Source organism: Streptomyces africanus, assembly GCF_030816955.1.
GTDB classification, from domain to species: Bacteria; Actinomycetota; Actinomycetes; order Streptomycetales; family Streptomycetaceae; genus Streptomyces; species Streptomyces africanus.
The window spans coordinates 5,448,109-5,464,377 of record NZ_JAUSYP010000001.1 but is presented as its reverse complement, the minus strand read 5'-3'; the positions used below and the strand labels follow the sequence as shown (position 1 = coordinate 5,464,377).

At 71.0% G+C, this 16,269-nt stretch carries 17 protein-coding genes; 8 read left to right on the top strand and 9 right to left on the bottom strand.

The genetic code is table 11. The features are described from left to right. The first annotated feature begins 39 nt into the window (after positions 1-39). From QF034_RS25470 to QF034_RS25455, 4 genes are all read left to right on the top strand, one after another. On the top strand, positions 40-1,269 hold the full coding sequence (locus QF034_RS25470) for an IS701 family transposase (protein ID WP_307172957.1): 1,230 nt from the start codon (positions 40-42) through the stop codon (positions 1,267-1,269). A 157-nt stretch (positions 1,270-1,426) separates the two neighbouring features. After that, the gene (locus QF034_RS25465; RefSeq protein ID WP_307173531.1) at positions 1,427-2,518 is read left to right on the top strand and encodes an IS630 family transposase; all 1,092 of its coding nucleotides are present in this window, start codon (positions 1,427-1,429) and stop codon (positions 2,516-2,518) included. 106 nt (positions 2,519-2,624) lie between these two features. Beyond that, complete coding sequence (locus tag QF034_RS25460; protein WP_307177112.1) at positions 2,625-3,131, top strand: DinB family protein; 507 nt, start codon at positions 2,625-2,627, stop codon at positions 3,129-3,131. 67 nt (positions 3,132-3,198) lie between these two features. Continuing rightward, entirely contained in the window at positions 3,199-3,567 is a 369-nt protein-coding gene (locus QF034_RS25455) for a hypothetical protein (protein ID WP_307177111.1), read from the top strand. A 51-nt stretch (positions 3,568-3,618) separates the two neighbouring features. Here the strand turns inward: QF034_RS25455 and QF034_RS25450 are convergent, their stop codons facing one another. After that, entirely contained in the window at positions 3,619-6,090 is a 2,472-nt protein-coding gene (locus QF034_RS25450; protein ID WP_307177110.1) for a DUF4132 domain-containing protein, read from the bottom strand. Next, positions 6,090-6,482, bottom strand: coding sequence for a hypothetical protein (locus QF034_RS25445; RefSeq protein WP_307177109.1), 393 nt, complete (start codon positions 6,480-6,482; stop codon positions 6,090-6,092). The genes QF034_RS25450 and QF034_RS25445 overlap by 1 nt, the downstream gene beginning before the upstream one ends. Before the next feature lie 119 nt (positions 6,483-6,601). Here QF034_RS25445 and QF034_RS25440 point away from each other — a divergent pair, with 119 nt between their 5' ends. The 3 genes from QF034_RS25440 to QF034_RS25430 are packed head-to-tail and all read left to right on the top strand — an operon-like array spanning position 6,602 to position 8,319. Next, entirely contained in the window at positions 6,602-7,009 is a 408-nt protein-coding gene (locus QF034_RS25440; RefSeq protein WP_306964495.1) for a hypothetical protein, read from the top strand. Positions 7,010-7,021: 12 nt separating this feature from the next. Then, a complete protein-coding gene (locus QF034_RS25435; RefSeq protein WP_307177108.1) occupies positions 7,022-7,558 on the top strand; it encodes a thiol-disulfide oxidoreductase DCC family protein in 537 nt (178 codons plus the stop codon). Between the two features lie 17 nt (positions 7,559-7,575). Beyond that, on the top strand, positions 7,576-8,319 hold the full coding sequence (locus tag QF034_RS25430) for a TetR/AcrR family transcriptional regulator (protein ID WP_086565366.1): 744 nt from the start codon (positions 7,576-7,578) through the stop codon (positions 8,317-8,319). A gap of 21 nt (positions 8,320-8,340) precedes the next feature. Here the strand turns inward: QF034_RS25430 and QF034_RS25425 are convergent, their stop codons facing one another. The 3 genes from QF034_RS25425 to QF034_RS25415 form a co-directional block, all read right to left on the bottom strand. Then, on the bottom strand, positions 8,341-9,882 hold the full coding sequence (locus tag QF034_RS25425; RefSeq protein ID WP_307177107.1) for an ABC transporter substrate-binding protein: 1,542 nt from the start codon (positions 9,880-9,882) through the stop codon (positions 8,341-8,343). Between the two features lie 180 nt (positions 9,883-10,062). Continuing rightward, positions 10,063-11,757: a metallophosphoesterase gene (locus QF034_RS25420; RefSeq protein WP_307177106.1), complete on the bottom strand. Its 1,695-nt coding sequence runs from the start codon at positions 11,755-11,757 to the stop codon at positions 10,063-10,065. A gap of 23 nt (positions 11,758-11,780) precedes the next feature. Beyond that, positions 11,781-12,020, bottom strand: coding sequence for an SCO4848 family membrane protein (locus tag QF034_RS25415; RefSeq protein ID WP_010047056.1), 240 nt, complete (start codon positions 12,018-12,020; stop codon positions 11,781-11,783). A 91-nt stretch (positions 12,021-12,111) separates the two neighbouring features. On the opposite strand from QF034_RS25415, the gene QF034_RS25410 reads away from it, so the two are divergent. Beyond that, complete coding sequence (locus QF034_RS25410; RefSeq protein ID WP_370880849.1) at positions 12,112-13,419, top strand: D-alanyl-D-alanine carboxypeptidase family protein; 1,308 nt, start codon at positions 12,112-12,114, stop codon at positions 13,417-13,419. On the opposite strand, the gene QF034_RS25405 is transcribed toward QF034_RS25410, so the two are convergent. Genes QF034_RS25405 through QF034_RS25390 form a run of 4 tightly spaced genes read right to left on the bottom strand, consistent with a single transcriptional unit; the run spans position 13,367 to position 16,215 of the window. Continuing rightward, positions 13,367-14,320, bottom strand: a complete 954-nt coding sequence (locus QF034_RS25405; protein WP_307177104.1) for a YihY/virulence factor BrkB family protein — start codon at positions 14,318-14,320, stop codon at positions 13,367-13,369. The two genes, QF034_RS25410 and QF034_RS25405, sit on opposite strands and share 53 nt — an antisense overlap. Beyond that, complete coding sequence (locus tag QF034_RS25400; protein ID WP_307177103.1) at positions 14,308-14,760, bottom strand: GtrA family protein; 453 nt, start codon at positions 14,758-14,760, stop codon at positions 14,308-14,310. Before QF034_RS25400 ends, QF034_RS25405 begins: the two co-directional genes overlap by 13 nt. Further along, positions 14,757-15,701: a decaprenyl-phosphate phosphoribosyltransferase gene (locus QF034_RS25395; RefSeq protein ID WP_307177102.1), complete on the bottom strand. Its 945-nt coding sequence runs from the start codon at positions 15,699-15,701 to the stop codon at positions 14,757-14,759. Before QF034_RS25395 ends, QF034_RS25400 begins: the two co-directional genes overlap by 4 nt. Continuing rightward, complete coding sequence (locus QF034_RS25390; protein ID WP_307177101.1) at positions 15,694-16,215, bottom strand: phosphatase PAP2 family protein; 522 nt, start codon at positions 16,213-16,215, stop codon at positions 15,694-15,696. The genes QF034_RS25395 and QF034_RS25390 overlap by 8 nt, the downstream gene beginning before the upstream one ends. Positions 16,216-16,269: the final 54 nt, after the last annotated feature.

Here is a 16,269-nt window from a genome sequence, read left to right as displayed (position 1 = left end):
CGTTGAGCGATCTCGCTTGGTGGTGGGCATCTTCCTCGTATGAGGCTGGGGGAGGTGGAACGGCTCCGGGGTGAGTTATCGGAGTTTGTTGCCGATGTTTTCGGGTCGATGCCGCGGCGGGATCAGCGGCGGTGGGGCGAGTGTTATCTGCGGGGTCTGATGCTGGACGGCCGTCGGAAGTCGATCCAGCCGATGGCCGAGCGGCTGCCGGATGGCAACATGCAGGCCCTGCAGCAGTTCGTGAACCAGTCGCCGTGGGATCCGCTGCCTGTGCGGCGGCGGATCGCCGAGCGGTTGTGCAAGGCGATCAGCCCTGAGGTGTGGGTGATCGACGACGTGTCGTTTCCCAAGTGCGGCACCGCGTCGGTGGGAGTGGCCCGGCAGTACTGCGGGGCGTTGGGCAAGCGGGCGAACTGCCAGGTCGCCGTCAGCGTGCATGCGGCCACCGACACCGCGTCCTGCCCACTGGAGTGGGAGTTGTTTCTGCCCGAGGAGTGGATGCAGGACCAGCAGCGGCGTCGTCGGGCCCAGGTGCCCGACGAGGTCGGGCATGTGTCCAAGACGCGCTTGGCTCTGGGGCTGCTGGACCGGCTGGCCGGCCAGGGGCTGGCAGTGCCGGTGATAGTTGCCGATGCCGGTTACGGTCGCAGCGTCTCCTTGCGGCTTGCGCTGGAGGAACGCGGCTGGTCCTACGTGGTGGCGGTCGATCCCAAGGAGATTGCCCGCCCGGCCGCGGCCGAGCCGCACCTGCCCGAGTACGGCGGGTTGGGGCCGCCCACCCTGCCCCGCTACCGCGAGGCTGCCAGGCCACTGACCTCGATTGTCGACTCTGACACCCGCTTCGAGTCGGTCACCTGGCGCCAGGGCAGCAAGGGCACGATGACCTCGCGATTCACCGTGCTCGAGGTGCGGCCCTCGGGCAAGGAAGCCACCCGAACCGCGCAGGAAGCGGCCGGCGGACGCAGCCGCTGGAACGGGGTGCTGCCGTTGCGGACCCTGCTGATCGAACAGCCCGAAGACGCGGCCGAGCCCACCGGCTACTGGATGACCAACCTGCCCGCCACCACCCCAATCGCCGACCTGGTGCGGTGGGCGAAGATGCGCTGGCGCATCGAGCACGACTACCGCGAGCTCAAACACGGCCTGGGCCTGGACCACTTCGAAGGCCGCACCTGGCGCGGCTGGCACCACCACGTCACCCTCGTCACCGCCGCCCAGGCCTTCCTCACCCTGCGGCGGCTCGACCCAAAAGCCCCGATGCCGGCCTGACCCTCTACCAAGTCCTGGACACCCTCCAAGACCTGCTGAGGTGCTGGACCGGCACCTGCACCACCTGCGGCCGACCCCTCACCACACGCAGACACAGAGCCAGAACCTAACGAAGCACTACTAGTGACCTGAGTCAGAGATTCGTCGTTAGTCGGGCATGAGTCGTCCGGGTCCGAAGATTCCGCCGTTGTCGGTCACTGATGCCCAGCGGGCGGTGCTGGAAGGCTGGCTACGTCGACGTAGGACGGCTCAGGCTCTGGCCCAGCGGTCTCGGATCGTGCTGGAGTGCGCCGAGGGCCACTCGATCATGGAGGTGTCCCGTCGGCTGCAGATCGTTCCGGACACGGTCCGCACCTGGCGGCGTCGCTTCATCGAGCGGGGTCTGGACGGCTTGTGCGACGACCCCAGGCCCGGCGTCCCCCGGAAGATCACCGATGCCGACGTCGAGCGGGTCATCGTCAAGACGCTCGAGGAGACACCGAAGAACGCCACCCACTGGTCGACGAGGTCGATGGCCGCTGCCACGGGCATGTCCCAGTCGACGATCTCGCGGATCTGGCGGGCGTTTGCCCTGGCCCCGCACCGGTCGCAGACGTTCAAGCTGTCCACGGACCCGCTGTTCATCGACAAGGTCCGTGACGTCGTCGGTCTGTATCTCGATCCGCCGGAAAAGGCTTTGGTGCTCTGCGTGGACGAGAAGTCGCAGATCCAGGCCCTGGACCGGTCGCAGCCGGTTCTGCCGATGGTACCTGGCGTTCCCGAACGCCGCAGCCACGACTATGTCCGGGCCGGCACCACGACCCTCTTCGCCGCCCTGGAGGTCGCCACCGGCAAGGTCATCGGCTCCCTCCACCGCCGCCACCGGGCAGCGGAGTTCAAGAAGTTCCTCGCGAAGCTGGACAGGGAAGTCCCGGCTGATCTGCAGGTTCATCTGATCCTGGACAACTATGCGACTCACAAGACGCCCGACATCAAACGGTGGCTGCTGGCCCACCCGCGGTTCCGCCTGCACTTCACACCGACCAGCGCGTCCTGGCTGAACCTGGTCGAGCGGTGGTTCGCCGAGCTGACCCAGAAGAAGCTCAAGCGCGGCGTCCACCGCTCCGTCCAAGCCCTCGAACGCGACATCCGGGCCTGGCTCACCGACTGGAACGAGCACCCCAGACCGTTCGTCTGGACGAAGACCGCCGACGAAATCCTCGACAAAGTCGCCGCCTACTGCCGACGAATCTCTGACTCAGATCACTAGGGCCTGTCCGGCGGATCATGTGGGGCGGCCGGCGGTGGGTGGAGCGGGCTGGGCCCTCCGTGAAATGCCTCGACATCGGTCGGGGTGATCGGGGACGCTTCGCGCGATGACTAAAATCGACGACACGCCGCCCGCGTGGGACGAACGCACCCAGCTCACCACATTCCTCGACTACGCACGGGAAACCGCCCGCGCCAAGTGCGACGGCGTCTCGGCGGAGAACGCCCGCAAGGCGCTCCTGCCGGGCTCACCGCTGATGACCATGAGCGGAGTGATCAACCACCTCCGTTGGGTTGAGTACTACTGGTTCCAGGTGGTCTTCCTCGGGGAGGAAGACCGGGCCCCCATGACGGATGAAGACCCCGACCGCGAGATGCGTATCGCCGTCGACTTCCCGCTCACGCAGTTGCTTGACGAGTACGCCGATCAGAGCGCCCACTACCGTGAACTGGTCGCCGGGAACAACCTGGACAAGCGGGCCGAGGGAACCATCCGCAACGGCCTCCACGTCGACCTGCGCTGGATCCTCCTCCACCTCACCGAGGAGACAGCCCGCCACAACGGCCACCTGGACATCCTGCGCGAGATGCTCGACGGCACGACCGGCGATTAAATTCGGCGGAGATCACGGGCGGAGCCAAAGTCGGATCGCCTCCGCCTGGAAGGAACGCGACCTCGTCGTGGCCCAGGACGTCTCCGGTGACGGCGTGACCGACCTCGTCTACCGGTCCGACGTCTCCGGAAAACTGTGGCTCCGCAAGGGCATCGCCGCCTCCGGCGGCGGGGTCGCTCTCAGCTCTCTGGCGACCGCGGCGAACTCCTCGGGCGGGGAGGACAACGAGTACGGTGCCTCGGGCTGGTCCAGCAGCGGCAGGCCTCACCTGATGGGCACGCCGAGCGCCGACGGGGACACCGTCCCCGACATCTGGGCCGTCCTCGCCGACGGATCGGTGCGCTTTTACGCGGGCAGCAAGACCGCTCTGACCGGCTCGGGTACGGAGATCATCGGTCGGGCGGACTACTGGAAGACCCGTATCACCATCGGGTGAGGTCTCCGGGCGTGCGGCCAGGGTCCTGCGGAAGGCGGACCCCGGCCCCGCTCACAACTGGCTCAGGATCGTCGGGTCCGTGATCTTCGTGTCGTTCGCCAGCAGCATCGCCTTGCTGAGGATCACCGCCAGCATGCGGTCGCCCTCGTAGGGGAGGTAGCCCGTGTGCGGGGCCGACGGGTCGGACTTCGGGACGATGCAGAGGTACTGGTCGTTCGGGGATCTGAGGATGTTGCCCGAGCCGAGGTGGATCTTGTACGTGTGGCGCTCGCCCTTCACGTGGAGGAAGCGGCCCTCCAGGGTGCAGCGGTCGGCTATCGCCAGGCGCGGCACCAGGCGTTCGAGCAGGAGCCTGCGGGTCTCTGCGCTCTGGTTCAGCTCGCCGAAGCCGTACGACGTCCAGTACTCCTGGAAGCGGCCGCCGGGGCCGCCGTCCTGCCAGGTGGGGTCGTTGCCGATGCTGGAGACGCCGACGAACAGGTCGACGTCGCGCAGGACTTCGGAGAGGACCAGGGGCGGGATGTCGTCCAGGGGGAGGGGAGCGACGGGGTCCTGGCCGGGGGCGAGCCACATGGTGTACTCGCCGCCGGTGCAGTGGGCCGAGTTCTCCGGGGCGTCGATCGGGTAGAAGCGGACCTGGTCGGTGCGTAGGCGCAGGTAGCTGCCGGAGTCGGTGGTGTCGACGCCGTACTCCTCGCCGTCGCCCTCGATCCAGTACTCGGCGCGCAGGCCCCACTGGGGCAGCTCGCGGGTGGCGGGAGGCGCCGAGTCGTCGACGCACAGGCGGAGCTTGTTGCGCCAGCCGCGGAGCGCGGCCAGGGAGTGGAACTGGTGCTGGCGCAGGACGTGGGCCGCGAAGCGGTTGGAGTAGGTGCGGGTCGCGCGCTCGGCGTCGGTGAGCAGGTAGACCTCGCGGTGGGCCTGTTTGAAGGGCTGGGTGATGCCGTGCCGTTCCAGCCAGTCGCGCCAGGCCACGATCTCGGCGGGCTCGTGGCCGATCGGGTGCCAGAGTTCCACCCACGTGCCGTGGCGCAGCGGTTCGTCGGCCAGGGTGCGCAGTTCTCCGTCCGCGTAGCCGGCCGCCCTGCCGTCGATCGTCCAGAGCAGGCGGCGGGCCAGGGTGCCGACCAGGGGGTGGTCGAGGTAGCGCTCGCGCCAGACGGCGTACGGCCAGCTGCGGCGGGCCAGGAACTGGCGGTCCAGGCGCTCGCTCTGGGCCGAGAGCATCTTGTCGATGTCCTTGACCGCGGTCTTCAGCTCCTTCAGCTCGTCGGCGTGGTCGCGCTTCACCGCGGCCGGCACGCTCTTGACGGGCTTGCCCGCGGCGTTGCGCCAGCCGAGCAGGGCCCGGGTGCCCTGGATCTCCAGCAGGGCCGTCGCCTCGCCGAGGTGGTGCGTCGCCCGGCCGGCCTGCGTGAGTCCGTAGGCCGGGACCGCCAGTTCCTCGATCTCCTCGCGGCCGAGGCCGAGCGCGGTGGCCCGGGCCTCCAGGGCCGTGTCGAGGAGCTTGGCGGTGTTCTTGTAGGTCACCCGCGTGGCCAGCCGGGCGAGTTCGGCGAGGGCTGCTTCGGAGTCGACGCGGGCGAGCGCGACGACGCCCGCGTTGGCGACCTTGGGGTTGCGGGGGCCTAGGCCCGCGACCTTCTTGAGTGAGGTCTCGACCAGGGCGCCCAGGGCGCGGGCCGTCCCGGGGTCGGGCGGCAGGAGGGACAGGAGCCAGGCCAGTCCGCGCAGGGCTGTCGCGTTGTACGGGTCGTAGGCGTTGTCGATGTCCGGCTCCCACGCGCGGCGCTCCAGCGAGAGCGTGCGGGGGCGGCCGACGAGGGCGAGCCAGGAGAGGAGCCTCTCGCGGACCGCGTCCGGGCCCAGCGTGCCCAGCAGGGCCCGCGCCCCCTTGTCCCACTTGGCCGTGGGCTTGGACGCCGTGGCTGTCAGGGCGTGCCTGAGGAGTGCCTGCCAGTCGGGGCTGGTGGCGTCGCGCAGGGCCTGTTCGGCCCATGCCTCACCGACGTTGAGGGCAGGCTCGGTGAGCTGCCGGGCCAGGCTCGCGAGGTCGTCGGCGCGGTAGGCGTCCAGGGCCGCGCGGCGGACGACGGCCACGACGGGCGCGGGGAGCGGGCGGCCCGCGGCCAGTTCGGCGCGGGCCAGGACGTCGAAGCGGGCCGAGTGCCAGAAGGTCTGGCGCCGGGCCAGGTCGGCCAGGGCCCGGTGGCGCTCGGCGGCCAGCGGGTCGTCGTCGAGGCCCTCGGAGACCAGCCCGCACAGGGCGAGATGGCGGCAGCGGTCCTCGGTGTCGTCACCGACCTGCCCGAAGCGGTCGGCCAGGGCGTGCAGCAGCGCGCGGCGGTGCTCCGCCGGCAGGGCCCGGAGCAGGTCCAGCACCTGCTCCCAACTGCCGCCCCAGGTGCCGCGGCTGGAGTCGAGGACGCGCAGCGCCTCGTCGGCGACCCGGCCCATGTCGCCGTCGGTGATCCTGTTGCGCAGCCGGTCCAGGTGGGACCGGGGCGTGCGGAAGGCGCTCATCACCCACCGACCAGGGGAACGAGCTTGAGGAACGTGACCTCGGTGCCGAGCGGGAGGTCGATCTCCTCGTCGAGGTCGGTGACCTGACGGTCGCCCACCAGCACCAGGAAGCCGTTCCCCGCGAACGCCCGCAGGGCCAGGGCCGTCTGCGCCTCGGCGTCGATCCGGCGGGGCGTGCGCAGCACGTACCCGTTCAGCACGCGCTCGGTGTCCTCGGGCTGCACCAGGCCCTGGAACACCTCCGGCGTCCGGGCGTTGAACTCGGCGACCTCCTGGAACACGCGGCGCCGGATCAGCTCCCGCACGGCCAGCCGCTCCTCGGCGATCTCCAGCCCCCACGCGGCCCGCCGCTCCCCCGCGGTCGTCTCGTCGACGAACGTCACGATTGCCATGCCGACGACAGTACGGGCCACCACTGACAATCACCCTCGACCACGTGTTGAACATGTTCAAAAACAGGTCTACAGTCATCCCCGACAGCGTTTTGAACGTGTTCAAGAAGGGTGGGGCAATGGACCGTACGGTCATCGCCTACGTCATCTACCTGCTGGTCAGCATCGGTCTGACCGTCTGGGTGGCCCGCACGCTCAGCCGGAACGGGAGGATCTTCCTCGCCGACGTGCTGCACGGCAACGAGAAGCTCGCCGACGCCGTCAACCACCTCCTGGTGGTCGGCTTCTACCTCGTCAACCTCGGGTTCGTCGCGCTGTACCTGAGCGGCGACGGGACCATCACCGACACGCGCGGCGTCTTCGAGGCCCTGTCGACCAAGCTCGGCGTGGTGCTGCTGGTGCTCGGCGTGATGCACCTGGCCAACGTCTACGTGCTCAACCGGATCCGGCGGCGCGGTGCCATGGAGCGCGAGCAGGTGCCGCCGGTGCCGCCGCAGGGCTGGGCCGCCCCGCAGGCCCAGGCCTGAGCGGAGGGCGGCATGAACGCCACCGGCAGGAACACGACCGGCACGAACCCACCCGCACCGGTCCGCCGGCTCACCGTCCTGTACGACGCCGAGTGCTCCCTGTGCGCGTTCGTGCGCGACTGGCTCCTGCGGCAGCCGAAGCTGGTGCCGCTGGAGCTGGTCCCGGCCGGCTCCGAGGAGGCCCGGCGGCGGTTTCCCGGCCTCGACCACGGCGCCACCCTCGACGAGATCACCGTCGTCGGCGACGCCGGGCAGGTGTACCGGGGCCCCGCCGCCTGGATCGTCACCCTGTGGGCGCTGCGCGAGCACCGGCCGCTCGCCCACCGGCTCAGCACCCCGTCCGGCGCCCGGCTCGCCAAGGGCGCGGTGCTGGCCGCCGCCAAGTGGCGCGGTGCGCAGTGGAACCGGTGGCAGGGCGGCGGGCAGTGGGGCGGCCGGGTCTACCGGCGGGCGGACGGGTGGGCGTACGACCCGGACCTCGGCTGGACCTACACCGCGCCGGGCTGCGCCGACGGCACCTGCGCCCCTCACCGGGCGCCGGGGCGCTGACGTTAGGCTCTCTTCCCGTGTCCGCGAAGAACGACGGCCCCGACGACGGCGCCACCCCGAGCAAGTCCGAGCAGACCCGCGCCCTGATCCTGGAGACGGCCATGCGGCTGTTCCAGGAGCGCGGCTACGACAAGACGACGATGCGGGCCATCGCCAAGGAGGCCGGGGTCTCCGTCGGCAACGCGTACTACTACTTCGAGGGCAAGGAACACCTGATCCAGGGCTTCTACGACCGGATCGCCGCCGAGCACCAGGTGGCGGTCCGGGAGATCCTGGACCGGGAGAGCGATCTGGAGGCCCGGCTCGCGGGCGTGCTGCGGGCCTGGCTGGACATCGCCGCTCCCTACCACGAGTTCGCGGTGCAGTTCTTCAAGAACGCCGCCGACCCGGACAGCCCGCTCAGCCCCTTCTCCCCCGAGTCGGAGCACGCGCGCGAGGAGGCCATCAGCGTCCACCGGGAGGTGCTGGCCGGGGCGACGAAGACCAAGGTGGCCGAGGAACTGCGGGACATCCTGCCCGAGTTGATGTGGCTGTCCCAGATGGGCCTCGTCCTGTACTGGATCTTCGACCGGACCGAGGGCCGGGAGCGCAGCTACCGGCTCGCGGAGCGCGGGGCGCGGCTCACCGCGCGGGGTGTCGCACTGGCCCGCTTCCGGGTGCTGCGGCCGCTCGTGCGCGAGGTGCACGAGCTGTTCACGGACTTCCTGCCGGGCATGACCCGGGCGGTCCCGGACCCTGCCGCGCGGCGGACCGGCGCGTAGAGCACCGGCGCCCGGAGCACGTCAGAGCTGTGTGAGGCTCCAGAGGCGGAACACGCCCGTGCCGTCCGACAGGTACTGGCCGCCGCCGATGTCCTCCGTGGTGACGACGTACTCCTTCCCCTGCCACAGCGGCAGCACCGGCACGTCCTGGGCGACGGTCTGCTGCACCGACTGGAAGTCCCGGTCGGCCTCGCCGCGGTCGGCGTAGCGTTGGCTGTCCTTGATGAGCCGGTCGACGGTCTTGCTGCTGTAGCCGGTGTTCATGGCGCTGCCGGTGCCGACGAGCGCGGCTTGGAAGGTGTCCGGGTCGGGGAAGTCGGCGACCCAGCCGACGGCGTACGCGTCGAGCTCGCCGCTCGCCCAGCGCTTCTGGAAGTCGGTCCACTCGTAGCCCTTGAGGGTGACTTCGAACAGGCCGCTCGCCTCCAGCTCCCGCTTGATCTCGGCGGCCTCCTGCGCACCGGCGCCGCGGCCCTTGGCGTAGCCGTAGGTGAAGCGGACGGGCAGGGTCACACCGGCCTGGGTGAGCAGCTTCCGCGCCTTCTTCGGGTCCGGCTCGGGATAGTCGTCGAAGAACGAGGCGGTGTGCCCGGTGAGGCCCGCCGGGATCAGGGAGTACAGCGGGTCTACGGTGCCGTCGTAGACGGTGGCGGCCAGCCGCTCCCGGTCGATGAGCCAGGCCATCGCCTGCCGGACCTTCGGGTTGTGCAGGGGCTTGCCCGCGCGGGTGTTGAAGTACAGGTTGCGGGTCTCGGAACCGTCCGCCTCGAAGACGCGCTGCGCGGGATCGCTCGGGTTCAGATCGGCGAGGACCGCGGGCGGCAGCTGGTCGGTCGTGACCTCGACGCGCTTGTCCTTCCACGCGGTGTCCAGGGCAGCGGGGGTGGCGTAGTAGCGCAGTTCGACGGGCCGGTTCGCACCACCCTTGACCGCGCCCTGGTAGCGGCTGTTGGGCGCGAGGACCGCCTCGGCGTCCTTCGTGTAGGAGGTGAGGGTGTACGGGCCGGTGCCGTCGACACCGCTGCCGGTGCGCAGCTTGTCGGCCGGGTACGCGGTGTGGTCGACGATCGAGCCCGCGCCGGTGGCCACCTTGAACGGGAACGTGGCGTCGGGCGAGGACAGGTGGAAGGTGACGGTCAGCCCTTCGGCATCCACGGAACGCAGGGTGTCCAGCAGGGATGCCGGGCCGACCGCGGACTTGATCCTCATGATCCGGTCGAAGGAGTACTTCACGTCCTCGCCGGTCATCGTCCGGCCGCTCGGGAAGGTGAGGCCGGAGCGCAACCGGCAGCGGTACGTCGTCAGGTCGCCGTCGGCGAACGCGCAGCTCCTGGCCGCGTCCGGTACGGGCGCCGTGCCGCCCGGGGCGAAGGTGAGCAGCGACTGGAAGACGTTGCTGAACAGCGCCCAGGATCCGGCGTCGTAGGCGCCGGCCGGGTCGAGGGACGTGACGGCGTCCGTCGTGCCGACCGTGATGGCCGTACCGTCCTTCTTCGACGGCACGAGCTGCCAGGCGCCCACGCCCACGGCCGCCAGGACGAGCAGTCCCGCGAGTATCCGCATGCGAACCGATCGCATCGGCCTTGCCCTCCCAGGCCCGTGGGCCCTTGTGCCAGTGCCACACCCCTTTGTGGCGGCCTCACCCAATCACAGGTGTTTGAGCGGGCGGAAGGGAGATCTGCTGAGTTGGGAAAGAACTTACCGATGCACGTTTCGGTCCGGTTTCACAGCTTTCTCACAGGGTCAGGCCTGCCGCGACGCCAGCTCGATCAGGGTGATGTCCGACGGTGCCCCCACCCGGGTGGGCGGGCCCCAGGCGCCCGCGCCGCGTGAGACGTAGAGCTGGGTGTCGCCGTAGCGCTCCAGGCCCGCGACGGTCGGGTTCGCGGCGGCGGCGATGAGGTTGCCGGGCCAGAGCTGGCCGCCGTGGGTGTGGCCGGACAGCTGGAGGTCGACGCCGTGCTCGACGGCGTCGTGGATCTGCACGGGCTGGTGGGCGAGCAGCACGCACGCGCGTGCCGTGTCGCGGTCGCCGAGGGCGCGGGCGAAGTCGGGGCCCTGGCCCTCGTCCTCGCCGGCGACGTCGTTGACTCCGGCCAGGTCGAAGTACGGCATCTCCCTGCGGGCGTTCTCCAGGGGGGTGAGTCCGAGGCGGCGGACCTCCTCGACCCACTGCTCGGCGCCGGAGAAGTACTCGTGGTTCCCGGTGACGAAGTAGGACCCGTGACGGGCCTTCAGCTGCGCCAGCGGGGCCGCCGCGGGGCCCAGGTCCTTCACGCTGCCGTCCACCAGGTCGCCGACGACCGCGATCAGGTCGGGCTGCGTCGCGTTGATCGTGTCGACGACCTTCTGCGCGAAGCCGCGGCCCAGGACCGGGCCGAGGTGCACATCACTGACCACGGCGATCCGGTACCCGTGCGCGGCGCGCGGCAGCTTGGCCAGGGGCACGGTGACCCGCTTCACCTTGGGCCCGCGCAGCACGCCGTACGTCCCGTACCCCACGGTCCCGACAGCAGCGGCCGCGGCGGCCCCGGCGACGACCCGGGAGACGAAGAGGCGGCGGGACGGGCCAGCGGGGGTGAAGAGGGTGGTGTCGGTGGCGGCTGGGGTGGTGAGCGGCCGCGGTGAGGTGTCGGGGGTGGCGGGTGGGGGGTCGGCCTGCGGGTGAGGGGCGGTGGCGGAAGCGGTCGCGGCGCCGGGCGCACGGACGTGGCTCTCCTGCGGCGCACCTGCCCCGCCGGGCACACCGGCGCCGACTTCCGCCTGCCGGTCGGCCACCGCCGCGGAGGCGGCTGCTCCGGCAGGCAGACCGGCGTGGCTCTCCTGTGACGCGCGTGCCTCGCCGGGCACACCGGCACGGTCCGCCTGTTGCACGGCCGCCGTCGCCGTCGCCCCGCCAGGCATATCGGCACCGTCCGCCTGCGGCCCGGCCGCCTCCGAAGCCGTCACTCCACCGCGCACGTCGGCGCCGCTCTCCGCCTTCGGCGTGGCCGCCGCCGAAGCCGTCGGTCCGCCGGGCTCGGCGGGCGGGCGTGCGGCGCGGGCGGCGTCGGGTGCCGCCGGGGTGTCGGCCGTCACCGCCGGCCCGTGCTCCGGGGCCGCTCCCCTCGCCCTCGCCCGCCGCTCGACGAACCACCGCAGCAGTGGCCGTACGGCCTCCCCCGCCACGACCGCCAGCAGCAGGTATATCGACAGGGCCAGCCACAGGAAGCCCGGCCAGGCCAGGACCTGCTGGAGCCAGAACGGGGCGCCGGTGCGTTCGGCCACCAGGGCCGTGATCGCGAGGAGCCAGCCGCCTGCGATCAGGGCCGCGCCCGTGCGGCGGGTGAGGCCCGGGCCGCGAGTGGTGTCGCGGAACAGGCGGCGCCACACGTACCAGTTGGCCGTCACGATGACGGCCAGGACGAGCGTTGCGACGAGTACGAAGACGATGGCCACGGTGTCGTGTCTCCCGAATGCCGCTATGACGTCCGGCGCAGTGCGCGCAGACCACGCAACCCGATGGCCCCGATGGCCGTCCCCAATACGAAGGAAACGACGGCGAGCAGCAGGTGCACCCAGAAGTACGCCGTGGGATGACCGTCGTCGAAGGCGAGCCCGCTGCTGTCCTTGACAAGGTTCTTGACGAAAGTGATCCAGATGACCCAGCTCCACACCCCGAAGGCGAGCAGGAACCAGGAGACGGGGCGGCTGAGCTTCATGGGACCAGTATCGCCAGTGCGTGTCCGGTTCCGTTCCCGGGGTGGGGGCACGCACGGGACTTCCCCCCGAACGGCATGTACGTTTCCGATCGTGCCCGCTCCGAAGAAGACCACCAGGCGATCCCTGCTGGTCACCTCCGCCGTCCTGTCGTCCCTCGCCCTGGCCGCGCCCGCCGCCGTCGCGGCCCCGAGCCCCTCGGGCAGCGCCTCGGCGAGCCCGTCGGCCACTCCCCCGGCGTCGATGTCGACCGTGGGCGGCGCCCGGCTCGGGCAGCCGGGCACGCAGGTGAACCTGGCGAGCGGCGTGCCGGTGCTGCCGAAGGACGTGAGCGCCCGCTCCTGGATCGTCGCCGACGCCGAGTCGGGTGACGTGCTGGCCGCGCACAACGCGCACTGGCGGCTGGCCCCGGCGAGCACGCTGAAGATGCTGTTCGCGGACACGCTGCTGCCGAAGTTCCCGAGGACGGCCAAGCACAAGGTCGTCCCCTCCGACCTGGCGGGCATGGGCGCGGGCTCCAGCCTGGTCGGGATAAAGGAGGACGAGACCTACACCGTCCACGACCTGTGGCTCGGCGTCTTCCTGCGCTCCGGCAACGACGCCGTGCACGTGCTGTCGGCCATGAACAAGGGCGTCGACAACACCGTCAAGGAGATGAACGAGCACGCCGAGGAGCTCCAGGCCCTCGACACGAACGTCGTCAGCCCGGACGGCTACGACGCCGAGAAGCAGGTCTCGTCGGCGTACGACCTGACGCTGATCGCCCGCTCGGGGCTGCAGAAGAAGGACTTCCGGGAGTACTGCTCGACGGTCAGCGCGAAGTTCCCGGGCCAGACGAAGAAGAACAAGAAGGGCAAGCCGGTCCGCGAGTCCTTCGAGATCCAGAACACCAACCGGCTGCTGAGCGGCGACGCGGACCTGCCCGTCTACCAGGGCATCGCCGGCGTCAAGAACGGCAACACCACCAACGCCGGCGCCACCTTCACCGGCGTCGCCGAGCGGGACGGCAAGGTGCTGCTGGTGACCGTGATGAACCCGGAGAAGCCTGAGCACAACGAGGTCTACAAGGAGACCGCGCGGCTGTTCGACTGGGGCTTCAAGGCGGCCGGGAAGGTGCAGCCCGTGGGTGAGCTGGTGCCGCCGAAGGGCGCCGCGCAGGCCAGTTCCGAGCCCGGCGCGAACCTCTCCGGCGAGGCCGGCGGCTCGGGGAGCGGCGTGGGCGGCACGGCCGGGACCGGTTCGAAGCCGGTGGCCAGCGCCCGGGCCGCGGACGGCTCCACCGGCATCGGGATCGCGCTCGGCATCACCGGCGGTGTGCTGGTGCTGCTGGCGGGCGGCGCGTTCCTGGTCAACCGCCGTTGGCCGCTGCCGGATCTGGTGCGCCGCCGGACTCGCCCCTGACGTCGGTGCCGCCCGGGCCGCCCGGGCCCTCCGGGAGATCCGGACGTTCGTCCTCCTTGCTCTGCGTCGCCGTCCAGGAGGCGCAGAACAGCACCAGCTTCGAGGTGAAGTTGATCCACAGCAGCAGTGCGACGGGCACGCCGAACGCGCCGTACATACTCTTCCCGGCCACACCCTGCAAATAGCCGCTGAGCAGCAGCTTCAGCAGTTCGAAGCCGACCGCGCCGGTCAGCGCCGCCACGACCAGGCGGTGGCGCGTGGGCTCGACGCCGGGCAGCAGGGTCAGGACGTAGAGCAGGAGCAGGAAGTCGGCGAGCACGGCGATCAGGAACGCGGCGATGTGCAGCAGGACGCCGCTCCAGCCGCCCTCGTCGATGCCCAGGTGCCGGGTGATCCAGCCGATCATCGCGGAGGCGACGGTGGAGGCGGCGATGGTGACGAGGAGCGCGCCGCCGAGGCCGATCAGGACGCCCGCGTCCTTGGCGTAGCGCAGGACCGGGTTCTCCTCCTCGTCGGGCAGCTCCCACACGGCGCGCAGGCACTCGCGCATCGAGCCGGCCCAGCTGACACCGGTGAAGAACAGCAGCGCGCCCGCGATGAGGCCGATGGCTCCGGCGTTGTCCACCAGGCCGGCGATGTCCAGCTGGTCGGAGATGCCGGGCACCTGCTCGGCGAGCTTGTCCTGGAGCTTGTTCTGCTGCTCGGTGCTGAGCGTGGCGGCGGCGATGGTGGCGGACACCGTCAGCAGCGGGAACAGCGCGACGAAGCTGGTGAAGGTCATCGCGGCGGCCAGCCGCGTCCACTTCACGCGGTCCAACCGCTCGTACGACCGCCACGCGTGGGTGATCATCAGCCGCTCTGCCCACGGCCCGACGACCGGGAGCCTTTTCAGCCAGTCCATGATCCGACTCTGCCCTCCGCCCGGAAGACCCATGTACGGGTACCCCAGAACCTGAGGACTGTGGCCAACGCCATGCCGATGACCGCGCCGGACACGGTGTCGGCGCGCTGCGAGGTGAGTCCGAGGCCGTAGTGGCTGACGGCCAGGCACAGCAGTTGGACGGCGGCGCCGGCGAGGTTCACCAGGAAGAACGCGGCGTAGGGGCGCAGGCCGCTGATCCGCCTGTCGCGGTAGGTGCCGAGGGCGTTGCCCGCGTAGGCGACCGAGCAGGCCGCCAGGAAGGACAGGGCCTTGGCGGTGAGCGGGCCGAGTCCGGCGGGGCCGCGCAGCCAGGTGAACAGGGCCAGGTCGACGGCGTAGGCGAGGAGACCGGCGGCGGCGAAGCCCAGGAGCTCCCGGCGACCGGGGGCCGTGGGGGCCGACCACGCGCGCGTGGTCACCAATTGGCCACCGCCAGGCCGTACATCGCCATCCACACCAGGCCGATGAGGGCGAGCGCCCGGTCGCGCAGGACGACGTCCTCGGGTTCGCCGGCCGTGCCGCGGTCGGCGAAGACGGCGTACCGGAGGATCGCCAGGATGAAGGCGACCATGGACAGCTGCCGCCAGGGCAGCACGCTGGTGTGCGGGACGCCGCCCTCCTCCATGGCCCACAGGCAGTAGCCGAGGACCGCGACACCGGCGGCGAGCTGCCAGACGAAGCGGAGGTAGCCGGTGGTGTACTCGGTGAGCAACGCGCGCGTGGCGCCCTCCTTTCCGGCCATCTGCAGGGCTTCGGAGTAGCGCTTGGCCGACACCATGAACAGCGCGCCGAAGCCGGTGGTGATCAGGAACCAGCGTGACAGCGGGATGCCGAGGGCGATCCCGCCGACCATGGCCCGCATCAGGAAGCCGGTCGTGACGACGGCGAGGTCGACGACGAGGACGTGCTTGAGGCTGACGCAGTAGGCCAGTTGCATGCCGAGATAGGCGGTCAGCAGGGCGGTGACGGCCGGAGAGCAGAGCCAGGCCGCGGCGGCGGGCGCGAGGACGGCGAGGCCGCCGCCGACGGCGTAGGCGAGAGGTACGGGGACCTGTCCGGCGGCGACCGGGCGGTGGCGCTTGGTGGGGTGGGCGCGGTCGGCCTCGGCGTCGCGGGCGTCGTTGACGAGGTAGACGGCGGCGGCGCAGGCGGTGAAGAGGACGAAGACGAGGGCCAGTTGGAGGAGGGCGTGCCGGGAGAAGAGCTCGCCGGCGGCCGCCGGGGCGGCGACCACGAGGACGTTCTTCACCCACTGCTTGGGCCGCGCGGTCCGCAGGAGACCGGCTAGGAGACCGCCCTTGCGGGGTGGCGCGGACGGCTCCTCGTGGGTGCGCTGCCGCAGGAGGGCCGTCTCAGTCATGGTGGGCCCCTCCCCTCATCCAGCGGGCACCGAGCCGGGCCGTGAGCGCTCCGAGAGCCGCGCCGGCGGCGACGTCCGAGGGGTAGTGGACGCCGGCCACCAGCCGCGAGACGCACACGGCGGCGGCGAGCGGCGGGACGGCGCGCGCTCCGAGGGCGCCGAAGGCGACGGCGGCGGCAGCGGCGGAAGTGGCGTGCGAGCTGGGGAAGGAGTGCCGGCCGACGGTGCGCACCAGGGGCTCGATATGCGCGGGGCGCGGGCGGCGCACGACCCGCTTCACCCCCATGCTGACGAGGTGCGCCCCCGCGGTGAGCGCCGTGCCGCGCAGCCAGGCGCCGCGTCTCGGGCCGTCGACGGCGGCTCCGGCGAGCCCCGCCGCAAGCCACAGCGCCGCGTGTTCCCCCGCCCAGGACAGCGCGCGCGCGGCGCCTGCCACGCGCGGGTCGGTGCCGCACGCCCTGAGCGCCGAAACGATCCGGTGGTCCATGTCGTGCAGGTCGTCGAGGTCGTCCATGTGGACTCACTGTTCACGCCCACCTGGCCTGAAAAGCGGCAATATTGAGCGACA